Source organism: Ruania halotolerans (assembly GCF_021049285.1).
GTDB classification, from domain to species: Bacteria; Actinomycetota; Actinomycetes; order Actinomycetales; family Beutenbergiaceae; genus Ruania; species Ruania halotolerans.
This window is the reverse complement of the sequence record NZ_CP088017.1, coordinates 4,012,221-4,031,163: the sequence shown is the minus strand read 5'-3', so window position 1 is coordinate 4,031,163 and position 18,943 is coordinate 4,012,221. Positions and strand designations below refer to the sequence as shown.

The following is an 18,943-nucleotide window of genomic DNA, read 5'->3' as shown; positions in this document are numbered from 1 at the left end:
TGCCAGCTCATGCTCAGGCGTGACCTTCACAGGTCTAGGGTGTGTCTGATAAAGATTGCTGGCTCCAGGCGACCACCGCGTCGTGTACCACTGCGGCGCGGAACACGACCGCGAGCTTGTCGTAACGGGTCGCGAGCCCGCGCCACCGCTTGGCATCGCAGAAGCGGCGCTCGACGACGTTCCTGCCCTTGTAGTCGGTCGCGTCGAACGCTGGCGGACGCCCGCCGCGCGAGCCGCGCCGCTTCCGGTGGGACTGTTGGTCGGCGCGGTTGCGGGATCACGACGCGGATCCCACGGCTGCGCAGGTGGGCACGGATCGCGCGCGAGGAGTACGCGTTGTCGCACGGGCCACGCGCAGCGTGCTCAGCAGAGGCAGCAGCGCCGGGACGTCGCCGGCTTGGCCGGGCGCGACGGCGATCCCTAGTGGTAAGCCGTGGTCGTCGACGAGCTGGTGGATCTTCGTCGACAGCCCGCCGCGGGAGCGGTCGATCGCGTGGTCAGGCGGCTCGACGGCCGGATCCGTGCAATTCGATCCAGCCCCCTGTGAGGCGCGTGAGGGTGCTCGCGTGCTGATGCGCGCGAGCGATTGTGGAGTCCACAGACACCGTCCAGCCGATCGTCCCGTCCCGGTCGACTGCGGCGAGCAGCGTCTGGTGAATCCGGTCCCAGGTTCCGTCGCCGGCGAGGTTGCGATGCCACCGCCATACTGTCTGCCAGGGTCCAAACTCGCGCGGCAGGTCGCGCCACGCGATTCCGCACCGGTACCGGTAGATGATGCCCTCGACTATCATCCGCGCGTCCGCGAACGGACGACCCTGCCGGCCGATCCGCGACGGGAGGAACGGCGCGATGAACGCCCACTGATCATCCGAAAGAAGCTGGAAGCGCGACACTCCTCCAGCATTTCAGCCAGACCCCTCAACCTTTATGAGACACGCGCCCTAGGTCACGCAGCGTGTACGCCGGCGTTTCGGGATCGAGGGTGAGCGACGCACCCGAATCGCGCAGGTCATACCGCACCACGTGCCGCCCGCCGCGCGCGAGGGCCGCGCAGAGCTCGTCGGGCCAGGAGAGCATGGTGGTGCCGCCCGCGCACAGGATGAGCCGGTCCGCGGGGTCGCCGAACTGCTCGATCCCGAGCGTCACGCTGTTCACCTCGACGGTGCCACCTCGGACGGTGCGGTGCCCGGACCAGGATGAATGAGTTGAGTCGGTTGGATGCATCACGGACCTCCAAGAGTTGCGTGGCGGAACGGGTCGTCGGGGCACGCCCGCGCATCCCCACCGGCCGCTGGTGCCCCGCGGCACGCGCGATCATCATCGGTTTCGTCATGGTGGACATCCGGCTGCACGAAAACTCATCGGTGCTGTGGCAACCGGACCCTCGGCGTCGTCGGCGGAGGATGCCCGCGTAGGGGCGGACGTGATCACCAGTCGGCTGCGTCCCCGTCCCGCACTCAACCGGGATCGAGTGCTGTCGATCTCGTGAATATCTCGCCAGGTGAGCGAGATTGGCCGCACTCGCGGGGATGGGGTGCGGGGGGCAGAGGTGTGGGGTTGGGTTAGAGGTAGCGAGCGGCGGCGGCGACGGCCGCCTGGGCGTAGCCGCCACCGAAGAGCACCGTGTGCACGAGCAGCGGGTTCACCTGGTGCAGGGCCACCCTGTCTTGCCATCCCTCGGCGAGCGACGACACCTCCTGATACCCGGCCAGGATCTCCTCCAGGTGCGGCGCCCCGAACAGGTCCAGCATCGCCAGGTCCGTCTCCGCATGCCCGCCGTGCGCGGTGGCATCGATCAGCACCACCTCGCCGCCGGTATCGCCAGCGCCCCAGAGCACGTTGCCGCTCCACAGGTCGCCATGCAGGCGGGCGACGGCGACTCCACCGTCGCGCAGCAGCCCCGGCTGCTCATGGTCAAACTGCCCCGACCGGAGCCGATCAGCCAGTTCGGTGAAGACACCCAACTCGCGCTCGCTGAACGCCCCGTCCGCCTCCGCCCGGCGCACGAACGGCAGCACCCGTGCGTCCGCGTAGAACTCACCCCAGGTGGCGGCGTCAGATCCGGGCATCGGCGCACCGGCCATGAAACCGCCGGTCGATCCAGGGACGTAGCCGAAGCTCGGCGCACCAGCCGCGTGGGTGCGAGCCAACGCCGCGCCGAACGCCCGGGCCATCGCAGGCGTACCGCGGCCGGTGGCCACATGCTCCAGGTCCAGCACCCCCGCCTCGACGTGACGCACCTGCGCCACCCGCGCACCGCCGTCGGCCTCTGCCAGCCATCGCAGGCCATCGGCCTCGGCGAGGGCAGCGTCCGGGTGCGGAAAGTCGGTCTTGCGCCAATTCCTCATCGCTCCTCCAGTTCCGCCCGCACGTATGCCACCAACCCGTCGACGGCGGCGCTCACCTGCGCGTACACGGTCTCGAAGTCGCTGTGCTCGCCGTAGTAGGGGTCGGCCACGTCCGCACCGTCCGGTGTGGTGGGGTCGAAACTGCGGATCAACCGGATCTTGGCCCGGGCCTGCTCATCGGCGGTCAGGTGCCGCAGCTCCCGCGCGTGGCCGGAATCGAGAGCGAGCACCAGATCAAGATCGGCGAAGTCCGCGGCGGTGAACTGGGTGGCCTGGTGCCCCACCAGCTCGTGCCCGTGCGCGGTCAGGACGCGATGGGTGCGGTGATCGGCATCGTCACCGAGGTGCCAGGCGCCCGTACCCGCGGAGATCACCTCAACCCGGTTGCCGAGGCCGGCCTCCTCGAATGCGTCCCGCAGCACCGCTTCTCCCATCGGGGAGCGGCAGATGTTCCCGGTGCACACCACGCTGATTCGGTAGGTCATGCGTTCTCCTCACAGTCGACCGTGGCGGTACCACGACGGCGATTCACAAGTCTCGTACGGTGAGCAGGCTGTCGCCGTGGCGTGCGTCGCGGGTCACGGCGCCGCTCTCGCGGAAACCGAGCTTGTCCAGTACTCGTCGCGAGGCGATGTTCCAGTCGCGCACTCCCGCCCACAGCCGCCGGTAGCCCGCATCAGCGGCCCAGTCCACCACAGCCTGAGCCGCCTCCGTGGCATACCCGTGGCCGTGTGCTGCGCGCAGCAGTTCGTACGCCAGCTCCGGTTCTTCCGGTGAGCCACTCCCATGGCCGATCAGCCCGCAGTAGCCGATCACGTCACCGGTGCCCTTGCGCTCGACCCCCAGCAGGCCCGGCTCACCTCCACCGGCGATCTGCTCACCCACCTCGGCGATGGTCGGCCGGCCGTCGGGACTGATCTGCCGATGTGCGGGCACCCGCGGATCTCGCTCGGTCCATAGGTGGCGATAGACGGCTGCCTCACTCACGCGGCGGGGCCGGAGGAGGAGGCGCTCAGTCTCCAACGAGTCCAGCACGGGCGCTTGCGTCATAGCGGCCATTCTGCCTGCCACGAGCCCGGATGTTCCCAAGTGAGCTCCGATGCTTCCCCGTCCACAGCCCCTCCTCCATGCCGCGCCACGGCGCCCATGGCGTCCCTACCGTCAGCAGGGAGAAGAGGAGGCTCGAATGAACCCACCCACCCCGCTGCGGCACGGCGGCGCACCCCTGAACCTGAACTCGTCGCTCACGCTGACCGCTGCCGCCACCGATGCCTCGGAGGTGTCCACATCCGCCGCGAATCTGGAACCCACGCACTGGCGCTCACCGGCTGCACGCGCGTACACCCGCCGCGTCCGTGACCTCGCCAGCGCGATCGATGCCGCTGCCGTTGACATCGAGCTGGCCGCCGCTGCTGCGCGAACCCATGAGGCCGAGCTGGAGCACGTCCGGCAGGCGCTGCTCACCGGCGCTCCGATACCGGTATGAGCGGCAGTATCGACCCGGTCCCCGATGGCAACCGGGATGGGTACTGGTCAGGTCAGGCCGCAGAGCAGCTGAACGTCTACGGTGTGGCGATCGATGCCGACACCGCCGAACTCTCCGGCCTGAGAGTGAAGGCGTCCGCGATCGAGGGCAGGCTGCACGAGGTGTACACCCGCGTCGACCTCGCGGAGCGCTCGCTCCTGAACAGCACTGCGCTGGCCCCCAGTTCCGGCCGGTACGCACAGGCGCAGTGCCGCGGAGCGAAACTGCGCCTGCTCACCGCCATCCGGGAGGCCTCTGACCTCGCCGATGCCTTGCAGGAAGCAGGGCAGGAGTATCAACGGGCCGAGGACGAGGTGCGGGGAGGGTTCGTGTACACCGTCCCGCGTTCGATCACCGGAGCGCCTGAACCTATCCCATGGTTGTTCGGACTGGACTACCTCCCGTGGGCGGTTCCTCGGTTCGCCATGATCGTGGCAGGCAACGTGGAGGCGGCCGCTGACCGCGGGCAGCTGACGCCGACCGGCCCTGGGCTCGGCTACATGCTGGAGGAGATGAGCTGGATGCTCACCGGAGGTCCGGTGCCGGAGTGGTTCATTCCCGGATTCGAGAACGTGAATCGCCCCGTGCTACTCGCGTCGGCGCTCAGCTACACGACTGGTCTGCTGCTGGGCACAGGGACGGACGTGACGGTTCAGCGCGTGTATCCCACACCGCAGGTGGTGAACGGTCGACTGCACGTCCGCGATACCTACGCCGCGAGCGGTGTGGCGGATACGGCCGTTGGCATCGGCGACTTCCGCGAACGGGACGATCTCCCGGAAGGAACGGTCCGTCTGGATCGGATCACTGATGCAGACGGCAACGTCTCGTGGCAGGTGTACGTCCCAGGGACGCAGAGCTCGCTGGACGATCCGCGGCCCGCCACCCTCCCCTTCGTCAACCCGCTGCTGGCGACCGCGGCCCAGGCGACCCCATTGGCGCCGCTTGCCCCGCTGATCCGGAACAGTCCTGCACCGCCACTCGTTCCCGTGATCCCCACGGCGCCGCTCACCCCTGCGACGTCTCTCACCCCCGCGATGCCAGCGCTGGCCGGCCCACTCGCGCACACTGCGGTGCAGCACCTGGGCGGTGCCATCCGCAATCCGAACCCGAATGACTGGGAATCGAACCTGAATCTGTTCACTGGTCAGGGCGCCGCCTCCCAGGAGGGTCTCGTCCAGGCGCTGCACGCCGCCGGGGTTCAGCAGGGCGAACCGGTGATGCTCGCCGGGCACTCCCAGGCTGGGATGACCGTGATGCGCGTCGCGCATGACCCGCTGGTGCAGAGCCAGTTCGACATCGAGTCCGTGATCACCTTCGGTGGACCGACCGGCCACATCCCTACCCCCGATGACGTGGCTGTGCTGCACGTGGAACATGAGGAGGACGGTGTACACGCATTGTCGAACACGCAGAACCCGGTGGCCGGGAACCGGGTGACGGTAGGACGGACCCTGACCGACTCCGAGCTCGCGGCCGACCAGGGGGTGAGTCACATCGGTGATTCGCACGATCTGCCTGCCTATGCCCGCACCGGAGCCCTCATCGATGCCAGCAACGACCCGGCCATCGCCAGCTGGCAGGCGCAGTCCGCGAACGTGTTCCCCTCCGGCTCCGTCACCACCGAATCGATGTACTTCCAGATGCAGCGCGAGGAGTGAGCGGGGTGGGGTGCCGAGAGAACCGGAGTGTCAGCGCGGGTCTCGCCCGAGGAATGCCAGCACCTGGTGCTGCCGCGGTGCCTCCTGGGCAATCGGCACCGGGGCCTTGCAGATCCCCTCCATGCGTAGCGCGGCTCCGCCAACGCGTGCTGCGGCCTCGATCTGGTCCAGCTCGGCGTCGGTGAAAGCCTCGGCCCGGCCGTCCGCCCGGGCGATGTCCCACCGGTGGACGAGCAGATCCATGCTGTAGAACAGGTCGAGCGCCTCAGCCACGGATGTCGGGCCCAGGTACCCCTCGAAGGTGGTGGCCCGTGCGGCCTCAGTCACGAGCGCGGCGACTCGGTCATGGTGCTCCTGCCAGCGCAGCACCGGACTCCCCGTCGGGCGCTCGCCGACGGGCCCGACACGTTCAGCGAGGAAATCGCGCTGGCTGTCGATCACGTGGTCCAGCACATCGGCCGCAGACCAGCCCTCGCATGGGCTCGGGGCGTCCCAGTTCGTAGTCGACTCCACCACGCGGGTGAAGGCGGGCAGGTGCGTACTGAACGGGGCGACGGCGGCCGGCTCCGTCTGCGGGTCTGTTGAGATGTCGTGGGCGGGGGTGGTCTCCGGAGTGGTCATGAGTTCATGGTGGCAAGGCCGCCGGCGGGGATTCTTGCAAGAATCCGACACATGGATGCGCGGGACGATCTGGTGGCTCGGGCTCACCTCAAGGACGCCACGGGGTTCTCCCCGCCCGTTCATCGTGGTGAGCCATCGGCAAACCTGCGCGGGCTGATCCGGCGGCACTGGACCCCCGTCTGGGACCTTCCCCCGGGAGAGGAGACCGTGCAGCGGATCTTGCGCTACCCGGTCTGCTTGGTCACGATCGCACCAGCTGACGCCCGCTTCCACGGCCCAGAGCGGGGGCTGAGCACCAAGACCCTGAGCGGGAGTGGGTGGACGGCCGGATTGATGCTGCAACCGGCCGCGGGCTATCTCCTCTCCGGCGCCTCCGTGCAAGCCCTGTGCGAGCGGAGTCTCCCCCTGACCGAGTTGCGCCGATTCGAGGAGACGATTCCCGCCGTCCGGGAGCTGATGGCTCCGGACCCGGCGGATCCGGAGCGCATCGCTCGCACGCGCCGCCTCCTGGAGGAGGCCATCGCAGACTTGGAGGTGGACGAGGAGGGCATCCTGGTCAACGCCATGGTGGAGCGGATCGAGAATGACTCAGCCATCACGCGTGTGGCCCAGGTGTGCACGGAGTTCGCGGTCGCCGAACGCACCCTGCAGCGGATGTTCGCCCGGCGGGTGGGGCTCTCTCCTCGCTGGGTGATCAGCAGACGCCGACTCTGGGATGCGGTGGCGTCACTGCGCTCCGGGGAACGCGGCAACCTGGCACGCATCGCGGCCGATCTCGGTTACACCGATCAGGCCCACTTCACGCGGGACTTCCGCGCCGTGCTCGGGATGACGCCGGGCCGGTTTCTTGCGGAGAACGTCAGCGGCGCGAGCGCTCCTTCTTCCGCCCATCGGGCAGAACCAGGGTCAGAATCACCGCGATGATCGTGATGATCAGTCCGGCGAGCACCGCCGTCCAGAAGCCGTCCACGGTGAGCCCGTAGTCCGTGAATCCGGTGAGCCAACTGGTGAGCAGCAGCATCAGCGCGTTCACCACCAGGAAGAACAGGCCCAGGGTGAGAACGTAGAACAGGATCGAGACCAGCTTCACCAGCGGCTTCACGATCGCGTTGACGATCGTGAACAGCAGCGCGACGGCGGCCACCACGATCACGGTGTTCAGGGGGGTGTCATCGGTCCGGAAGTCGACGCCGCTCACCCACAGTGAGGTCAGCCAGAGGGCGACGCCGTTGATGAGGACCTTGATGAGAAAGCTCATACGCGCCATTCTCGCACCTGTGGCCGGGAGGATTCAGCGTTACTGCAGTACTCCCGTCACGGCTCGTATTCGCCCGGTGCGGGTGTTCCGGTAGGCGCCCATGGCGCGGGCCTCCACCAGATACCACTCGAGCTGGAGCTGATCGCCGACCATGCTGGATTTGTCCAGCCCGTCCTCGGTGAGCAGCGTGCTCGGCGACCGGTCCGGTACGGCGACGCCCACGCGCGTGCGGAATCGGTTGGTCGTGATCTCCTGGACCTGGCCGGTGGTGACGCCGGCGAGGGCCGGCGATCTGGCCGCTCGCAGCCATCGAGCCGCCTTCCGGAACAGGGACACGGTGTAGACCGCGACGAATCCGGTCAGCAGGGCGAACAGGAGGACCGCCGCCGGGGCGAGGAGTCCGGACTCGCCGGTGCTGGCCGCGTTCACGGCACCGATGCCGGCGAGCGGTAGGACTACCGCGACGACGGCGCCCAGGCAGCCGAGGGCGATATGCACGGTGCCAACGCGGCGGCGGCGGGCCGGGGTCAGGAGCAGCGTCACGCAGTGAGCGTATCCGGCCAGGTCATCGCTGTGCCTCCTCGCCCAGGCGGGAGTTCGCCGTCGTCATGTGCGCCGCCATGGCGGCGGCCGCGGCCACCTCATCGCGTTCGGTGATGGCGTGCAGCACAGCCTCGTGCTCGTCGAGAGCGCGCCGCGCCGAGTCCTCGTCATGCACCGCTCGGTCGGCGTAGACCTGCAGCAAGGATCGAACCACATGCAGCAGGTCCACGATCGTCTCGTTGCGCGACGCGCTCGCGAGTCGGTCGTGGAAGTCGTGATCAGCAGCCGCGAACCTGCCCAGGTCGGCCGTGCTCTCACGCATCCGGTCCACCGCGGCGCGCAACTCCGTCAGATCGTGCTCACTCGCACGGCTCGCCGCCAGCTGGGCGACCTGCGTCTCCAGCCCGGAGCGCAGCTCCAGCAACTCCGCGGTGCTTCGCGAACCGATCAGCAGGCCCCACCGCAACGTCCGGGGCAGGAGCGTGCTGGCGGTCCCGCGCAGGTAGGTGCCCGAGCCGGGCCGCACCTGCACGATGCCGAGGATCTCCAGAGCCGCGAGGGCTTCCCGCACCGCGGATCGCCCCACCCCCAAGGCCGCGGCGAGCTGGCGTTCGGCGGGCAGGCGGGTGCCGGGCTCGAACGAGCCTCCGGTGAAGAGATCGAGGAGGCGGCGCGCCACCTCCGAGACCGGTGTGGTGCCCGGCAGCGAGCCCAGGGACGCCGTGATCTCGGCGGAACGGTCGCTGGCTGGCATGGCATGAGAGTACCGGCACCAGCACCTGCGCTCTTGCAATTGGTCAACCGGTTCGCCAAAATGGCCTCATGTTCGGACTCGGCACCTACGCCTTCTTCTGGCAGCTCTCCGACCGCAACCCGCGGCCGATGACGCTGCCGGAGGCCTTCCAGGCCACCCGCGACCTCGGCATCGGCCTGCATCAGATCTGCGACTACGCGCCGCTGGAGCAGATGGATGACGCCGAACTCGCCGATGCCGCCGCCGCAGCACAAGACCTGGACCTGGTGATCGAGCTCGGCACCAAGGGCATCGACCCCGGCCACCTGGCCCGCTTCCTGGAGATTGCCGCCGTCTTCGACGCCACACTGATCCGCACCATGATCTACGGGCCCGACTCGCGGCCCACCCTCGAGCAAGCCCGCCAGTGGTTGACCGAGACGATGCCCGCCTTCGAAGCAGCCGGCGTCACCCTCGCCCTGGAAACCTACGAACAGTTGCCCACCACCGACCTGCTCGGCCTCGTCGAAGGAGTCGGCAGCGAGAACTTGGGGATCTGCCTCGACCCGGGCAACGTCGTCGCCCGGTTGGAGAACCCGCAGGCCTGCGTGGAGCAGGTCGCCGATCTCACCCGTGCCGTGCACGTGAAGGACTACGCCTTCGCCCGCCAGCCCGGCTGGGTCGGCTTCACCTATAGCGGCGCCCCGATGGGCGAGGGCCTGCACGACTACCCGCACCTACTGCGCACCGTCCGCCCGCGCGAACGCGGCATCAACGAGGTGGTCGAGCACTGGCTGCCCTGGCAGGACGACCCCGAGACCACCATCCGCACGGAACGGGAATGGACCCGTACCGCCGTCGACTATCTGAGGAGCACCACATGAGTGAGAACACGTACACGATCGCCGTCATCGGCGCCGGCGGGAAGATGGGGATGCGCGTCTCCAACAACCTCGTCCGCACCGACCACACGGTCCGCTACGTCGAGAACTCTGAAGCCGGCCGCCAGCGCACGATCGACGCCGGCCGCGAGCTGACCGACGCCGCCACCGCCGTAGCCGACGCCGACATCGTCGTCCTGGCGGTGCCGGACCTCGCGCTCGCCTCGGTCACCGCCGAGCTGGTGCCGCAGATGCGCGCCGGCGCCGTGGTGCTCACCCTCGACCCGGCCGCCGCCTACGCCGGATTGCTCGCCACCCGCGAGGATGTCATCCAGGCGGTCGCCCACCCGTGCCACCCGTCGGTCTTCCTGCAGCGCAAGACCCCCGAGGAGTGGGCCGACACCTTCGGCGGCATCGCCGCCCCGCAGGATGCCATTGCCGCCGTCGAGTCCGACGATGAGGCCGTGAAGACCCTTGTGGAGACCACGGTCCGCGCCATCTACGCCCCCGTGATCGACGTGCACTGGGTCACCGTCAAGCAGCTCGCCCAGCTCGAGCCGACCCTGGTGGAGACCGTGGCCTGCATGATCGGTGAGCTGCTGAACGAGGCACTGCAGGAGGCGGTGAACACGATGGGCGTGCCCGAGGCCGCCGCGCGCAGCATCCTCTACGGCCACACCCAGGTGGCGCTCGCGAACGGTCTGCGCGGGGACAACCCGTTCAGCGACGCGTGCCTGATCGCCATGGACTACGGGCGCGAGTCGATCATCAAGGAGGACTGGAAGAAGATCTTCCGTGACGACGAACTCGACAAGAACCTCGCCCGCATGCTGCACCTCGACGCCATCGAGCGCTGATGCCCGAGGGGCCAGCCTGGTTCCCGCCGGCCCGCTCCGTCACGAGCGGGCGGTGGGCCCTGCTCGTCCGCGACGGTGAACTCGCCGAGATCGCCGTGGACGGGCAGGTGCTGCTGCGCGGGGTGCGCGCGATCGTTCGGGTGGCCGACTGGATGACCGTGCCGTGGTCGGTGACCTCCGTGGACATGACCGACGCCTCGGTCACCGTGCGCCTCGAGGCCACCGCGCCGCAGGTCACCGGCTCGCTGCGCGCGGAGATCGACGGCGACCGGCTCACCGCCACGGTTGAGCTGGAGCCCGCCGAGGAACTGTGGACCAACCGCGCCGGGCTGATCGTGCTCCATCCCCCGGCACTGGCCGGAACCCCGCTGGTCGTACGCCACCCCGACGGCGGCCGGTCACCGGCCGAGTTCCCCGAGGCTCCCGCTCCGCATCAGCCGGCACGCGACATCGCCGGGCTCACCTGGGATCAGGGCGGCCTCCGGGTGGAGCTGGGCCTGGAGGGCGACGTGTTCGAGATGGAGGACCAGCGCAACTGGACCGACGCTTCCTTCAAGACCTACAACCGCCCCCTCTCCCTGCCGTTCCCGTATCGGATCGGGGCGGGTGAGCGCATCCGTCATGGCCTCATCCTCAGCGCATCACGCACGACGGCGCAGGTCCCCTCTGGTGCCGCCTTGGCACCGGGGCGGGGCGTGAGTTCGCAGGGGATTGGTGGGCACGGCCCGCACGTCATCGATCTCGCTGCTGCCGGCCCGCTCCCGCAGTTCGGTCTCGGCGCGGGGACTGCGCCCGACCCGGCGCCTGAGATCGGCATGGATAGGGGCGTGCCGCTGCTGGTCGACCTTGACCTCAGGACGGCGACCTGGCGGGCCGTGCTGGAGCGCGCCGTCGCCAGCGGCCACCCGCTCGACGTGCGCCTGGTGCTGGAACCTGCCGACTCAGCCGACCCTGCCAACCGCGAGAAGGTGCGCTCCGTCGTCAATGGGTTCGTGGGCCGGCGCGTGCTGCGGGTGGGTGCCTATGCCGGCGGGTCCCCGCGACACGTCTCCGACACGGCGACGATCGCCGTGCTCCGGGATGCGCTCGACGCCGCCGGGCTGGACCTGCCGGTGGTCGGTGGCGCCCGATCCCACTTCACTGAACTGAACCGCGGGCAGCACCTTCTCCCGGCCGACCTGGACGGGTTGGCGGTGGCGATGTCGCCGCTCTTCCACGACCTCGGAACCCCGCAGCTGGTGGAGTCGGTGGCGATGCAGCGCATTCTTGCCCGCCGCATGGTGGCGCTGGCGGGGGAGAAGGCCGGCGGGGCGGGGGTGCACATCGGTCCGGTGACCCTGCGGCCGCCCTTCAATGCCGTCGCCGAGCACGACTATGCGCGATCGACACGGACCGACCTGACTGAGGGCTACGGCCCGGCGCTGGCCGACGCGACCGACCCGCGCCAGCAGGCACCCGAGCTGGCCGCCTGGACGATCGCCAGCGCAGCGGCGCTCGCAGTGCCCGGGGTTGCCTCGATCAGCTACTTCGAGCAGTGGGGCCCGCGCGGCGTGGTCGATAGCGACGGCACGCCGTACCCGGTGGCGGCCGCGATCGAGGCGCTCCTCTGCTTGGCGACCCCGGGTGACCCTGCGGTCACGCACGGGAACAGATCGGCGCACGCTGCGCCGTCGGGGGCTGTGCAACTGCTGAGCGGCGACAGCCCCGACGGCCTGCTCTGGGCTGTGGGAAGTACGGATGGTCCCCAGACCACGCTGCTGCTGGCGAACCTGCACCCGGTCTCGCGGGAGGTGCGCGTGAACACGCCCGCCGGGACGGTTACCGAGTGCGTCGAGGAGGCGTCCTGGGTGAGGCGGACGATCTCCTAGTCGTGCCGGCTCACGTACGGCCAGTCGCTCGTGAGGTACGCCTCGACGGCGCGGTGCCTGAAGGTATAGGGCTTTCCGCGGGTGATGATCCCTCGGACGGTGTCGAGGCGCTGTGAGGTCGGGCCGGCATCGGTGTGCTTGGTGAGCCCGAGCTCCTGCGCGATTCGCGTGAGCGTGCGCTCCGGCGCCGGGAGCTCGGCCATCACTTGCACGAACTCTCGTTCTCGGGTCGGGAGCCGCTCGAGGATCCGCTCGACATGGGCCACCGCCTCCGGAGCGGCGACCTCCCAGCCTGCGAGGACCTGGTCCGCGGCGATGACGTCCGCAGTGCTCGCGTACCAGGCGCGTTCGCCGGCAAGTTGGAAGAGGAAGGGTTCTCCCTGGCAGAGCGTCACGATCAGGTCCGCGGCAGCCGGTTCCATCCGGATCCGTGCGACACCACCATCTCCGTCGGTGACCTCCCAGCCGTCGATGACGAACGGACGCAGGGCAGCGGTGAGGTCGTTGTCGTCGATGGCGCTCAACGTGGTCGTAGCAAAGCGCCGGGCGAACGTGGCTCCCTTGCGCGCCCCGGCCATGTCGGCAAACTCGGGCAGCCCGGTGAGGTACACCGCGATCGGCAACGTTCGCGTTGCGTGCAGACCACCAGGGAGGGGGACCGCAACCTCGTGCGAGAGTGCGTCGCCGAGGGCGATCAGGAGCTGGGAGAGCACCTGCTCATCGGCGATGTTCTGCATCTCGTCGATGTGGATGAGTGCAATCCGGTGTTGGGCTATGGCGGCCTGACCGACCTCGACGAGAAGGTCGGTGAGTGCTGTGTAGGGCTCGGGGCCGTCGGCCTGACGTACCGACAGTGACACGCCGCTGACTGCCACCCTCTGCACACGGGCCAGGAGATCACTGACGCGCTTCTCCGTCGAGGTGGCCAGGCCCGCCCGGTCGGCGAGTGCCAAGGCTGCCGTGGCGACCCGCTTGAGTGGGTCCGATCCGGAGGGGATGCGCAGCTGCGGGGTGACCCAGTCGCCGGCGTCGGCCGCATCGCGGGCGATCTTGCGCACGAGGGAGGATTTACCGAGCCCTGCCTCGCCGAGGATGGTGCGTCCGCGTTCGGGAAGCCCTGCGTCGCGCCGCGGACGCACGATGTCGCGCCAGTCGCTCAGTTGGACGGTCCGGCCGGCCCAGACCTGAGGGATGGTGTCCGAACCGGGGCTGAAGGGGTTGTTGGCTGCGGTGCGCACGCTGATAACATTATCAGCGAATCCGATGGCTTGATAATGTTATCAAGCCAATCGCGTGAGGCAGTAGTCGCGGCGGTAGCGCGGTGCTCAGTCAGGCGGCCGCGGCTCGGGGCCAGGACCGCCCGGGCCGGGCCCACCGTGCTTGTCGATGTATCGCGAACGTCGTTGTCGCACGGCCTGATGTGTCCTCCTGACATACGCCACGAGACGCTTGGTGATGCCGGGACTCAGTTCATTGGCGTGGCAGTGCGCCCGGTCCCGCTGTCGTACTGGCCCGCACCACCAGCGCCGGCTCGAACGTGCGGTGCACCTGCCCGGAGAACTCCCCGGCGATGGACTCGAACAGCAGATCGATCATGGTCGGCCCGAACTCCTCGTGCCGGCTGCGCACGCTGGTGAGCGGGATGAGGGAGGCCTCGGCGAACTCGTTGTCGTCGTAGCCGACGATCGCGACATCCTCGGGCACCCGCACGCCGCCGTGCACCAACGCCTGCATGAGGCCGAGCGCGACGAGGTCGTTCACGGCCAGCACGGCGTCCGGTCGCCGCTCAGGGGTGCGTTCCAGGAGCGCACGGCCCACCTCCTGCCCGCTGTGGACGGTGCGGTCGGCGGTGTCGATGATCTCCAAGCCGGCCCCGCTCCCACTGACGGCGGCGCTCGCCCCGGTCAGGCGGGCGGCGACTTGGGCGATAGTCAGAGGGCCACCGACGAAGGCGAGCCTGCGCCGTCCGACATCGATCAGGTGGGCGGCGGCCTGCCGGCCGCCGGAGAGGTCGTCCACGGAGATCGAGGGCTGCTCCGGGTGGTGGGCCTGCTGGCCCACGAGTACCGACGGCGTCCCTCGCCTGCGTACCTGCGCCAACCGGTCTTCGATCGGCTCATGGGAGGACACGAGCAGGCCGAGCACGCGATGCTCCTCGAAGACCGACAGGTAGGCGTCCTCTCGGGAGCGGCTGCGGTGGGAGTCGGCGAAGAAGACTGAGACGTTGCGGGTGGAGGCGCCCTGTTCGACGCTCTCGGCGATCTCGGTGAAGTACGGGTTGGAGATGTCGGGGGCGAGGTAGCCGATCACGCGGCTGGTGCCTGAGCGCAGTTGCCGGCCGGCCTGGCTGGGTACGAAACCGAGAGTGTCGATGGCGGCGGCGATGCGGCCCGCAGTCTCGGGGGAGACGCGTTCGGGGTGGTTGAGGTAGTTCGAGACGGTCCCGATCCCGACACCGGCGTGGGTGGCGACATCGCGGATGCCGACCCTGCTCACGCCCTGTTCTCCATCTGCCTGAGCGTACTCAGCGCCAGTTGTGCTGGGCGGCGAAGCCGAGCTCGCGCTGGATCTTGCGGGTGGACATCAGGGACTCGTACTCGCCGAGGTCGCCGGCCACGGGCGTGCCGGGGAACCAGCGCTCGGCCACCTCGGCCGAGGGGCTGCTGTTGCCGGACTCGGGGTGGGCGACGTTGTACACGCGGAAGCCCGTGGCGGGCGCTTCAAGGGCAAGGCGCACGGCGAGAGCCCCGTCGCGGGAGTCGATCCAGGAGCCGAGCAGGTCGCGCCGGTAGGTGGGCTCGCCGGCGCGTTCGAAGGTGGCGTACTCATCGGGTGCGACCACGTTCGTGAACCGGAGTGCGGTGAGCGAGGCGCCGTCGGTCCAGCCGGTGAGCTGGGCGGCGATCGCTTCTTCGGCCACCTTGCCGAGGCCGTAGGTGTTGTGCGCGCGGGTGAACGTCTCGTCCACCGGGAGGGACGGCGGGGCCTGCTCGAAGGGGAACCCCATGGCGGTGATGCTGGAGGCGAAGACGACGTTGCGGATGCCGGCGCGGTGCGCGGCGAAGAGGGTGTGGAAGGTGGCGCTGACGTTGGCGTCGAAGGTGGCGGCGTCGGGCACGATGCCGTTGACCGGGATGGCCGCGAGGTGGACGAGGGCATCCAAGCCCTCGTGGCGTGCGGTGACGCCGAGCAGGGCGTCGAGAGTTTGGCCGTAGTCGCCGAGGTCGACCTGGGTGAAGCCGGGGCCCTGTGGGCCGGAACGGTCGAAGCCGATCACCTCGTGGCCGTGCTCTTGCAAGTGGGCTACGGTCGCACGGCCGAGCTTGCCGGAACTGCCGGTCACTCCGACGATCATCGTCGACACTCCTTCGTGGTGAGATAGCGATTTCGAGCCTAGTCGCGGTGCGCCCACTGGCGCAATTCATTCATCTGTGAATATGCTTGCACCTCTTGGGGAAGGAGCAGTGATGCCCTCACGATACGGTCCGCCGATCGACGTGCAGCTACGGCAGCTGACGAAGGTGGCGGTGATGTACCACGAGCAAGGGGTGCGGCAGGCGCAGATCGCCGACGCTCTCGGGCTCTCGCAGGCGAAGGTGTCGCGGCTGCTCAAGCGCGCCGCCCAACTCGGGGTGGTGCGCACGACGGTGAGTATCGCGCCGGGGCTGCACACCGAGCTCGAGGGCGAGCTGGAGCGCGCGTTCGGCCTGGCGGAGGCGGTGATCGTGGACGTCGAGGACGACGCCGACGAGGCCGAGCAGATTGCCGCGATCGGGGGCGCAGGGGCGGCATACCTGGAGACGGCGTTCACGGGAGCGGACCGGGTGGGAATCGCCTCCTGGAGCCAGACGTTGCTCGCGACCGTGGACCGGATGCGACCGGCCGTGAACCCGACCGTGAGCGAAGTGGTGCAGCTGCTCGGCGGGATCGGCGTGCCGGAGGTGCAGACGCAGGCGCAGCGGCTGGCGAGCGAACTGGCGCGGATGCTCGGCGGGCAGGCGTACTACGTGCAGGCTCCCGGCGTGGTAGCCGATCGCGGGACTCGCGACAGTTTGCTGCGCGAGCCTGGACTTCAGGCGGTGATGGAGCGCTGGCGCGAACTGACGGCCGCGGTGGTGGGGATCGGCAGCATCGAGCCGAGTGACCTGCTGGCCGAGAGCGGGAACGCGTTCGATGCTGCGGATCGGGAGACGTTACTCGCTGACGGTGCGGTGGGCGACATCTGCCACCGGGTGTTCCGGCTGGACGGGTCGGCGATCGAGGGGGATGTGGACGCGCGGACCATCTCGATACCCATCGATGACTTCCGGCGGATCCCGCGCCGGATCGGCATTGCCGGCGGTGAGCGGAAGAGGGATCCCGTGCGAGGGGCGCTCGCGGGGGGATGGGTGACGACGTTGATCACGGACGCAAGGACGGCGCGGGCGTTGCTCTAGGACGGATGGAGCCCTCGTGCGGCCCGGGGCCCGCGGCGGCGTGCTCCCGGTGGCACCGCTGACGCCCCGTCACCGGGGAGTGGCGCGGACGGGCTTGCGGGAAGGCGGTGCGTTCGCAGCAGTTGAGACTACTGATCTGCTGGCTGATCGCAGTGAAGGTTCGATGCTTACGGGACGGGTCGGCAGCGTGGGGTTGAGGACCGCTGCATTCCGCCCAGATTGACGCTCCCAACCAACTGCCCGCGCGATACCTTGGCGTCCTCGACCCCGCCACCATTGTGGTCCGACAGCGAGCCATACAAGAGTGAAAGTTCAGCCGCATGAAAGACCCCGACTACTACCAATCGCTCATCCCTCCAGTGGACCGTCCTGATGGGCGAGAGGCGACCCCAGGGCTGCTGAAGTTACGGACTGCGACCCGCGCGCTGCGCAACCACCTGGATGACCTTCCAGTCGACTACAACCAGGACCTGACCGGGGACCGGTTCCTCGCAGGGATGGCGTTCATGTACTCCCGGCAGCGGTACGGGTGCGCGGAGTCGCTCATCGGTGGCGCGATGGGCGGCACCGTGCTCGGCGCGATGGCTCGCAGTCTGTTCGTCGACGGGCTGCGGTGGCGATGGATTGGCGAGGACCCCGAGGCGCGGCGCTCGCTGCTGCTCGGCGACCTGCTTGAGGAACGGAACAACATCTGCGACGCGTTGCGGAAGAACAACGTCCCAATGCAGAACCTGTCCCGATGGTTGATGCCCATACCGCCGGTCGCAGACCTGACGGGGGAGTCCCTGACCTGGCTGGACACTTCCTCGCTCCCGGGTGACGAGGAACTCCTGTCGGACTTCTTGAACTCGACCAACGCGCACGGCGGCTCCGCCCCGGCCAGCGACCCTTTGCATCTGCTCGACACGACCGGCCTTCGCGGCGCCGTCATGGTGCTCGCGTTCGCCGGGCACGGAAACTACCTGGGCCACCAGAGCTGCCTAAGCGAAGACGGTCAGCCCGGCCACGACCTGCGCGACATCTACGAAGCGCTATTCATGCAGGTCGCGGCCGCAGGTGTCGTCACGGTGCTCCACGGGACCGCATCTGCGGTGCCCGAACTATGGCCCGCCGACGTGCCGCAGGAGCCGTTCATGACCAAGACGATGGAGCTCGCCGGCGACGTCGCCGAAGCTGCGCGCCCCATCCACCAACTCTTCACTACCAAGCCACGCACCCACAAGGGCGCAGCAGCAACGGTGCGTCCGGTCGCCACCATCCTGAACCCGCGAGCCATCATCACCTTCGCCGACGTCACCCCGTTTCTGGGCGACCTGGACAGAACTATCGCCGAAGCAGAGCGGTTCTGGACGATCTCCCGGGCGACGCCGGTCGGCGAGGAGCACTTCACGAACGGGACCGCACTGCACGAGTCGCTGAGCTACGGCGGCGCGTACTCGAACCTCGACACGTGCCTCTCGACATACGACAAGCCCGGGTCCGGCCCCATTTCGGTATTCGCTGCGCGGATGCTGCTCGAGGAAGCTGCCCGTCTGCGGTGGCGGTTCAGCGTGACGGACCAGAAGGCATTCGCCGCACGTGCGACGCAATACTTTGACGAGTTCCGTGCACACCAACGCAAGACCATCAACAAGCTGCGCGGCCACGGCGTCTCCGCGGAGGCCGCAAACCGGTTGTTCGAGCTCCCGTCGTTCGTGCAGGCCCCTCCACCCAAGCCCCCAACGAAGAACCGTCAGAAGATTCCGCACCTCACCGCGCTCCTGCGGGAATTCGGTCAGGCCACGCAGCCGCGGGACCCGGGCTGGGTGGTTGTGGCGTACTCGCTATTGAGCCAGGTCACACATGCGACAACGCTCGGCTGCCTGCACGCCGTGAGGTACGACGACGATGAAGACATCTGGCACGGGAACGAGTTGAGCCCAGAGCTCACGGCTCTCTCGTTGGACATAGCGTGCATTGGTGCCGCTTACCTCATCGGGCACTCGGCGCTGGTGCTGACCGAGCTGAGTGACGGCGCCAAGAAATTCCGCGCCTCGCTGCTCGACTGCGCGTCGCGGGTTCACCATGAAGCGCGGAACATTCACGGGCTCGGCTGACCTCGCTCATCGAAAGATGACTCGAACGGCTAGTGAGGATTCCTAGATCCACCATCCCGCTACGCTTGTGACCCTGCGCTGTGTGGCTGAAGGACTCTCTAGCCGCGTGAGACCCC

Annotated in this window: 19 protein-coding genes and 1 pseudogene; 8 read left to right on the top strand and 12 right to left on the bottom strand. The window is 68.7% G+C overall.

Translation table 11 applies throughout. From position 1 onward, the window contains the following. Nucleotides 1-34 precede the first annotated feature (34 nt). From LQF10_RS18250 to LQF10_RS18230, 5 genes and pseudogenes are all read right to left on the bottom strand, one after another. A pseudogene (locus tag LQF10_RS18250) lies at nt 35-893 on the bottom strand (IS5 family transposase). Nucleotides 894-918: 25 nt separating this feature from the next. After that, complete coding sequence (locus LQF10_RS18245; RefSeq protein WP_231065246.1) at nt 919-1,224, bottom strand: alpha/beta fold hydrolase; 306 nt, start codon at nt 1,222-1,224, stop codon at nt 919-921. 338 nt (nt 1,225-1,562) lie between these two features. Beyond that, nucleotides 1,563-2,348, bottom strand: coding sequence for a fructosamine kinase family protein (locus LQF10_RS18240; protein ID WP_231065244.1), 786 nt, complete (start codon nt 2,346-2,348; stop codon nt 1,563-1,565). After that, nucleotides 2,345-2,833 carry a low molecular weight protein-tyrosine-phosphatase gene (locus LQF10_RS18235; protein ID WP_231065243.1) on the bottom strand — a complete coding sequence of 163 codons (489 nt, stop codon included), beginning with the start codon at nt 2,831-2,833 and terminating at the stop codon, nt 2,345-2,347. The genes LQF10_RS18240 and LQF10_RS18235 overlap by 4 nt, the downstream gene beginning before the upstream one ends. A gap of 43 nt (nt 2,834-2,876) precedes the next feature. Next, the gene (locus LQF10_RS18230) at nt 2,877-3,398 is read right to left on the bottom strand and encodes a GNAT family N-acetyltransferase (protein WP_231065241.1); all 522 of its coding nucleotides are present in this window, start codon (nt 3,396-3,398) and stop codon (nt 2,877-2,879) included. Between the two features lie 136 nt (nt 3,399-3,534). Here LQF10_RS18230 and LQF10_RS18225 point away from each other — a divergent pair, with 136 nt between their 5' ends. Together LQF10_RS18225 and LQF10_RS18220 are read left to right on the top strand one after the other, a co-directional pair. Then, nucleotides 3,535-3,834 carry a hypothetical protein gene (locus LQF10_RS18225; RefSeq protein ID WP_231065239.1) on the top strand — a complete coding sequence of 100 codons (300 nt, stop codon included), beginning with the start codon at nt 3,535-3,537 and terminating at the stop codon, nt 3,832-3,834. Next, nucleotides 3,831-5,534, top strand: coding sequence for a hypothetical protein (locus tag LQF10_RS18220; protein ID WP_231065237.1), 1,704 nt, complete (start codon nt 3,831-3,833; stop codon nt 5,532-5,534). Before LQF10_RS18225 ends, LQF10_RS18220 begins: the two co-directional genes overlap by 4 nt. A gap of 30 nt (nt 5,535-5,564) precedes the next feature. On the opposite strand, the gene LQF10_RS18215 is transcribed toward LQF10_RS18220, so the two are convergent. Beyond that, the gene (locus LQF10_RS18215) at nt 5,565-6,155 is read right to left on the bottom strand and encodes a maleylpyruvate isomerase family mycothiol-dependent enzyme (RefSeq protein ID WP_231065235.1); all 591 of its coding nucleotides are present in this window, start codon (nt 6,153-6,155) and stop codon (nt 5,565-5,567) included. A gap of 51 nt (nt 6,156-6,206) precedes the next feature. Here LQF10_RS18215 and LQF10_RS18210 point away from each other — a divergent pair, with 51 nt between their 5' ends. After that, nucleotides 6,207-7,079: a helix-turn-helix domain-containing protein gene (locus LQF10_RS18210; protein ID WP_231065234.1), complete on the top strand. Its 873-nt coding sequence runs from the start codon at nt 6,207-6,209 to the stop codon at nt 7,077-7,079. Here LQF10_RS18210 and LQF10_RS18205 read toward each other — a convergent pair. Genes LQF10_RS18205 through LQF10_RS18195 form a run of 3 tightly spaced genes read right to left on the bottom strand, consistent with a single transcriptional unit; the run spans nt 7,015 to nt 8,710 of the window. Beyond that, nucleotides 7,015-7,413, bottom strand: a complete 399-nt coding sequence (locus tag LQF10_RS18205) for a phage holin family protein (RefSeq protein WP_231065232.1) — start codon at nt 7,411-7,413, stop codon at nt 7,015-7,017. The two genes, LQF10_RS18210 and LQF10_RS18205, sit on opposite strands and share 65 nt — an antisense overlap. Nucleotides 7,414-7,452: 39 nt before the next feature. Beyond that, on the bottom strand, nt 7,453-7,956 hold the full coding sequence (locus tag LQF10_RS18200; RefSeq protein ID WP_231065231.1) for a hypothetical protein: 504 nt from the start codon (nt 7,954-7,956) through the stop codon (nt 7,453-7,455). A gap of 22 nt (nt 7,957-7,978) precedes the next feature. Further along, a complete protein-coding gene (locus tag LQF10_RS18195) occupies nt 7,979-8,710 on the bottom strand; it encodes a FadR/GntR family transcriptional regulator (protein WP_231065229.1) in 732 nt (243 codons plus the stop codon). 68 nt (nt 8,711-8,778) lie between these two features. On the opposite strand from LQF10_RS18195, the gene LQF10_RS18190 reads away from it, so the two are divergent. The 3 genes from LQF10_RS18190 to LQF10_RS18180 are packed head-to-tail and all read left to right on the top strand — an operon-like array spanning nt 8,779 to nt 12,295. Continuing rightward, the gene (locus tag LQF10_RS18190; protein WP_231065226.1) at nt 8,779-9,573 is read left to right on the top strand and encodes a sugar phosphate isomerase/epimerase family protein; all 795 of its coding nucleotides are present in this window, start codon (nt 8,779-8,781) and stop codon (nt 9,571-9,573) included. Continuing rightward, nucleotides 9,570-10,427, top strand: coding sequence for a phosphogluconate dehydrogenase C-terminal domain-containing protein (locus LQF10_RS18185; RefSeq protein ID WP_231065225.1), 858 nt, complete (start codon nt 9,570-9,572; stop codon nt 10,425-10,427). Before LQF10_RS18190 ends, LQF10_RS18185 begins: the two co-directional genes overlap by 4 nt. Then, entirely contained in the window at nt 10,427-12,295 is a 1,869-nt protein-coding gene (locus LQF10_RS18180; protein WP_231065223.1) for a D-apionate lactonase family protein, read from the top strand. Before LQF10_RS18185 ends, LQF10_RS18180 begins: the two co-directional genes overlap by 1 nt. On the opposite strand, the gene LQF10_RS18175 is transcribed toward LQF10_RS18180, so the two are convergent. The 3 genes from LQF10_RS18175 to LQF10_RS18165 all read right to left on the bottom strand — a co-directional run bounded on the left by LQF10_RS18175 (nt 12,292) and on the right by LQF10_RS18165 (nt 15,650). Further along, the gene (locus LQF10_RS18175) at nt 12,292-13,533 is read right to left on the bottom strand and encodes an AAA family ATPase (protein WP_231065221.1); all 1,242 of its coding nucleotides are present in this window, start codon (nt 13,531-13,533) and stop codon (nt 12,292-12,294) included. The genes LQF10_RS18180 and LQF10_RS18175 overlap by 4 nt on opposite strands. 232 nt (nt 13,534-13,765) lie before the next feature. Further along, complete coding sequence (locus LQF10_RS18170; protein ID WP_231065219.1) at nt 13,766-14,791, bottom strand: LacI family DNA-binding transcriptional regulator; 1,026 nt, start codon at nt 14,789-14,791, stop codon at nt 13,766-13,768. A gap of 28 nt (nt 14,792-14,819) precedes the next feature. Then, on the bottom strand, nt 14,820-15,650 hold the full coding sequence (locus tag LQF10_RS18165) for an NAD-dependent epimerase/dehydratase family protein (protein ID WP_231065218.1): 831 nt from the start codon (nt 15,648-15,650) through the stop codon (nt 14,820-14,822). A 112-nt stretch (nt 15,651-15,762) separates the two neighbouring features. Here LQF10_RS18165 and LQF10_RS18160 point away from each other — a divergent pair, with 112 nt between their 5' ends. Both LQF10_RS18160 and LQF10_RS18155 read left to right on the top strand, forming a co-directional pair. Further along, the gene (locus LQF10_RS18160; protein ID WP_231065217.1) at nt 15,763-16,731 is read left to right on the top strand and encodes a sugar-binding transcriptional regulator; all 969 of its coding nucleotides are present in this window, start codon (nt 15,763-15,765) and stop codon (nt 16,729-16,731) included. A 320-nt stretch (nt 16,732-17,051) separates the two neighbouring features. Continuing rightward, on the top strand, nt 17,052-18,827 hold the full coding sequence (locus LQF10_RS18155; RefSeq protein ID WP_231065216.1) for a hypothetical protein: 1,776 nt from the start codon (nt 17,052-17,054) through the stop codon (nt 18,825-18,827). Nucleotides 18,828-18,943 lie beyond the last annotated feature (116 nt).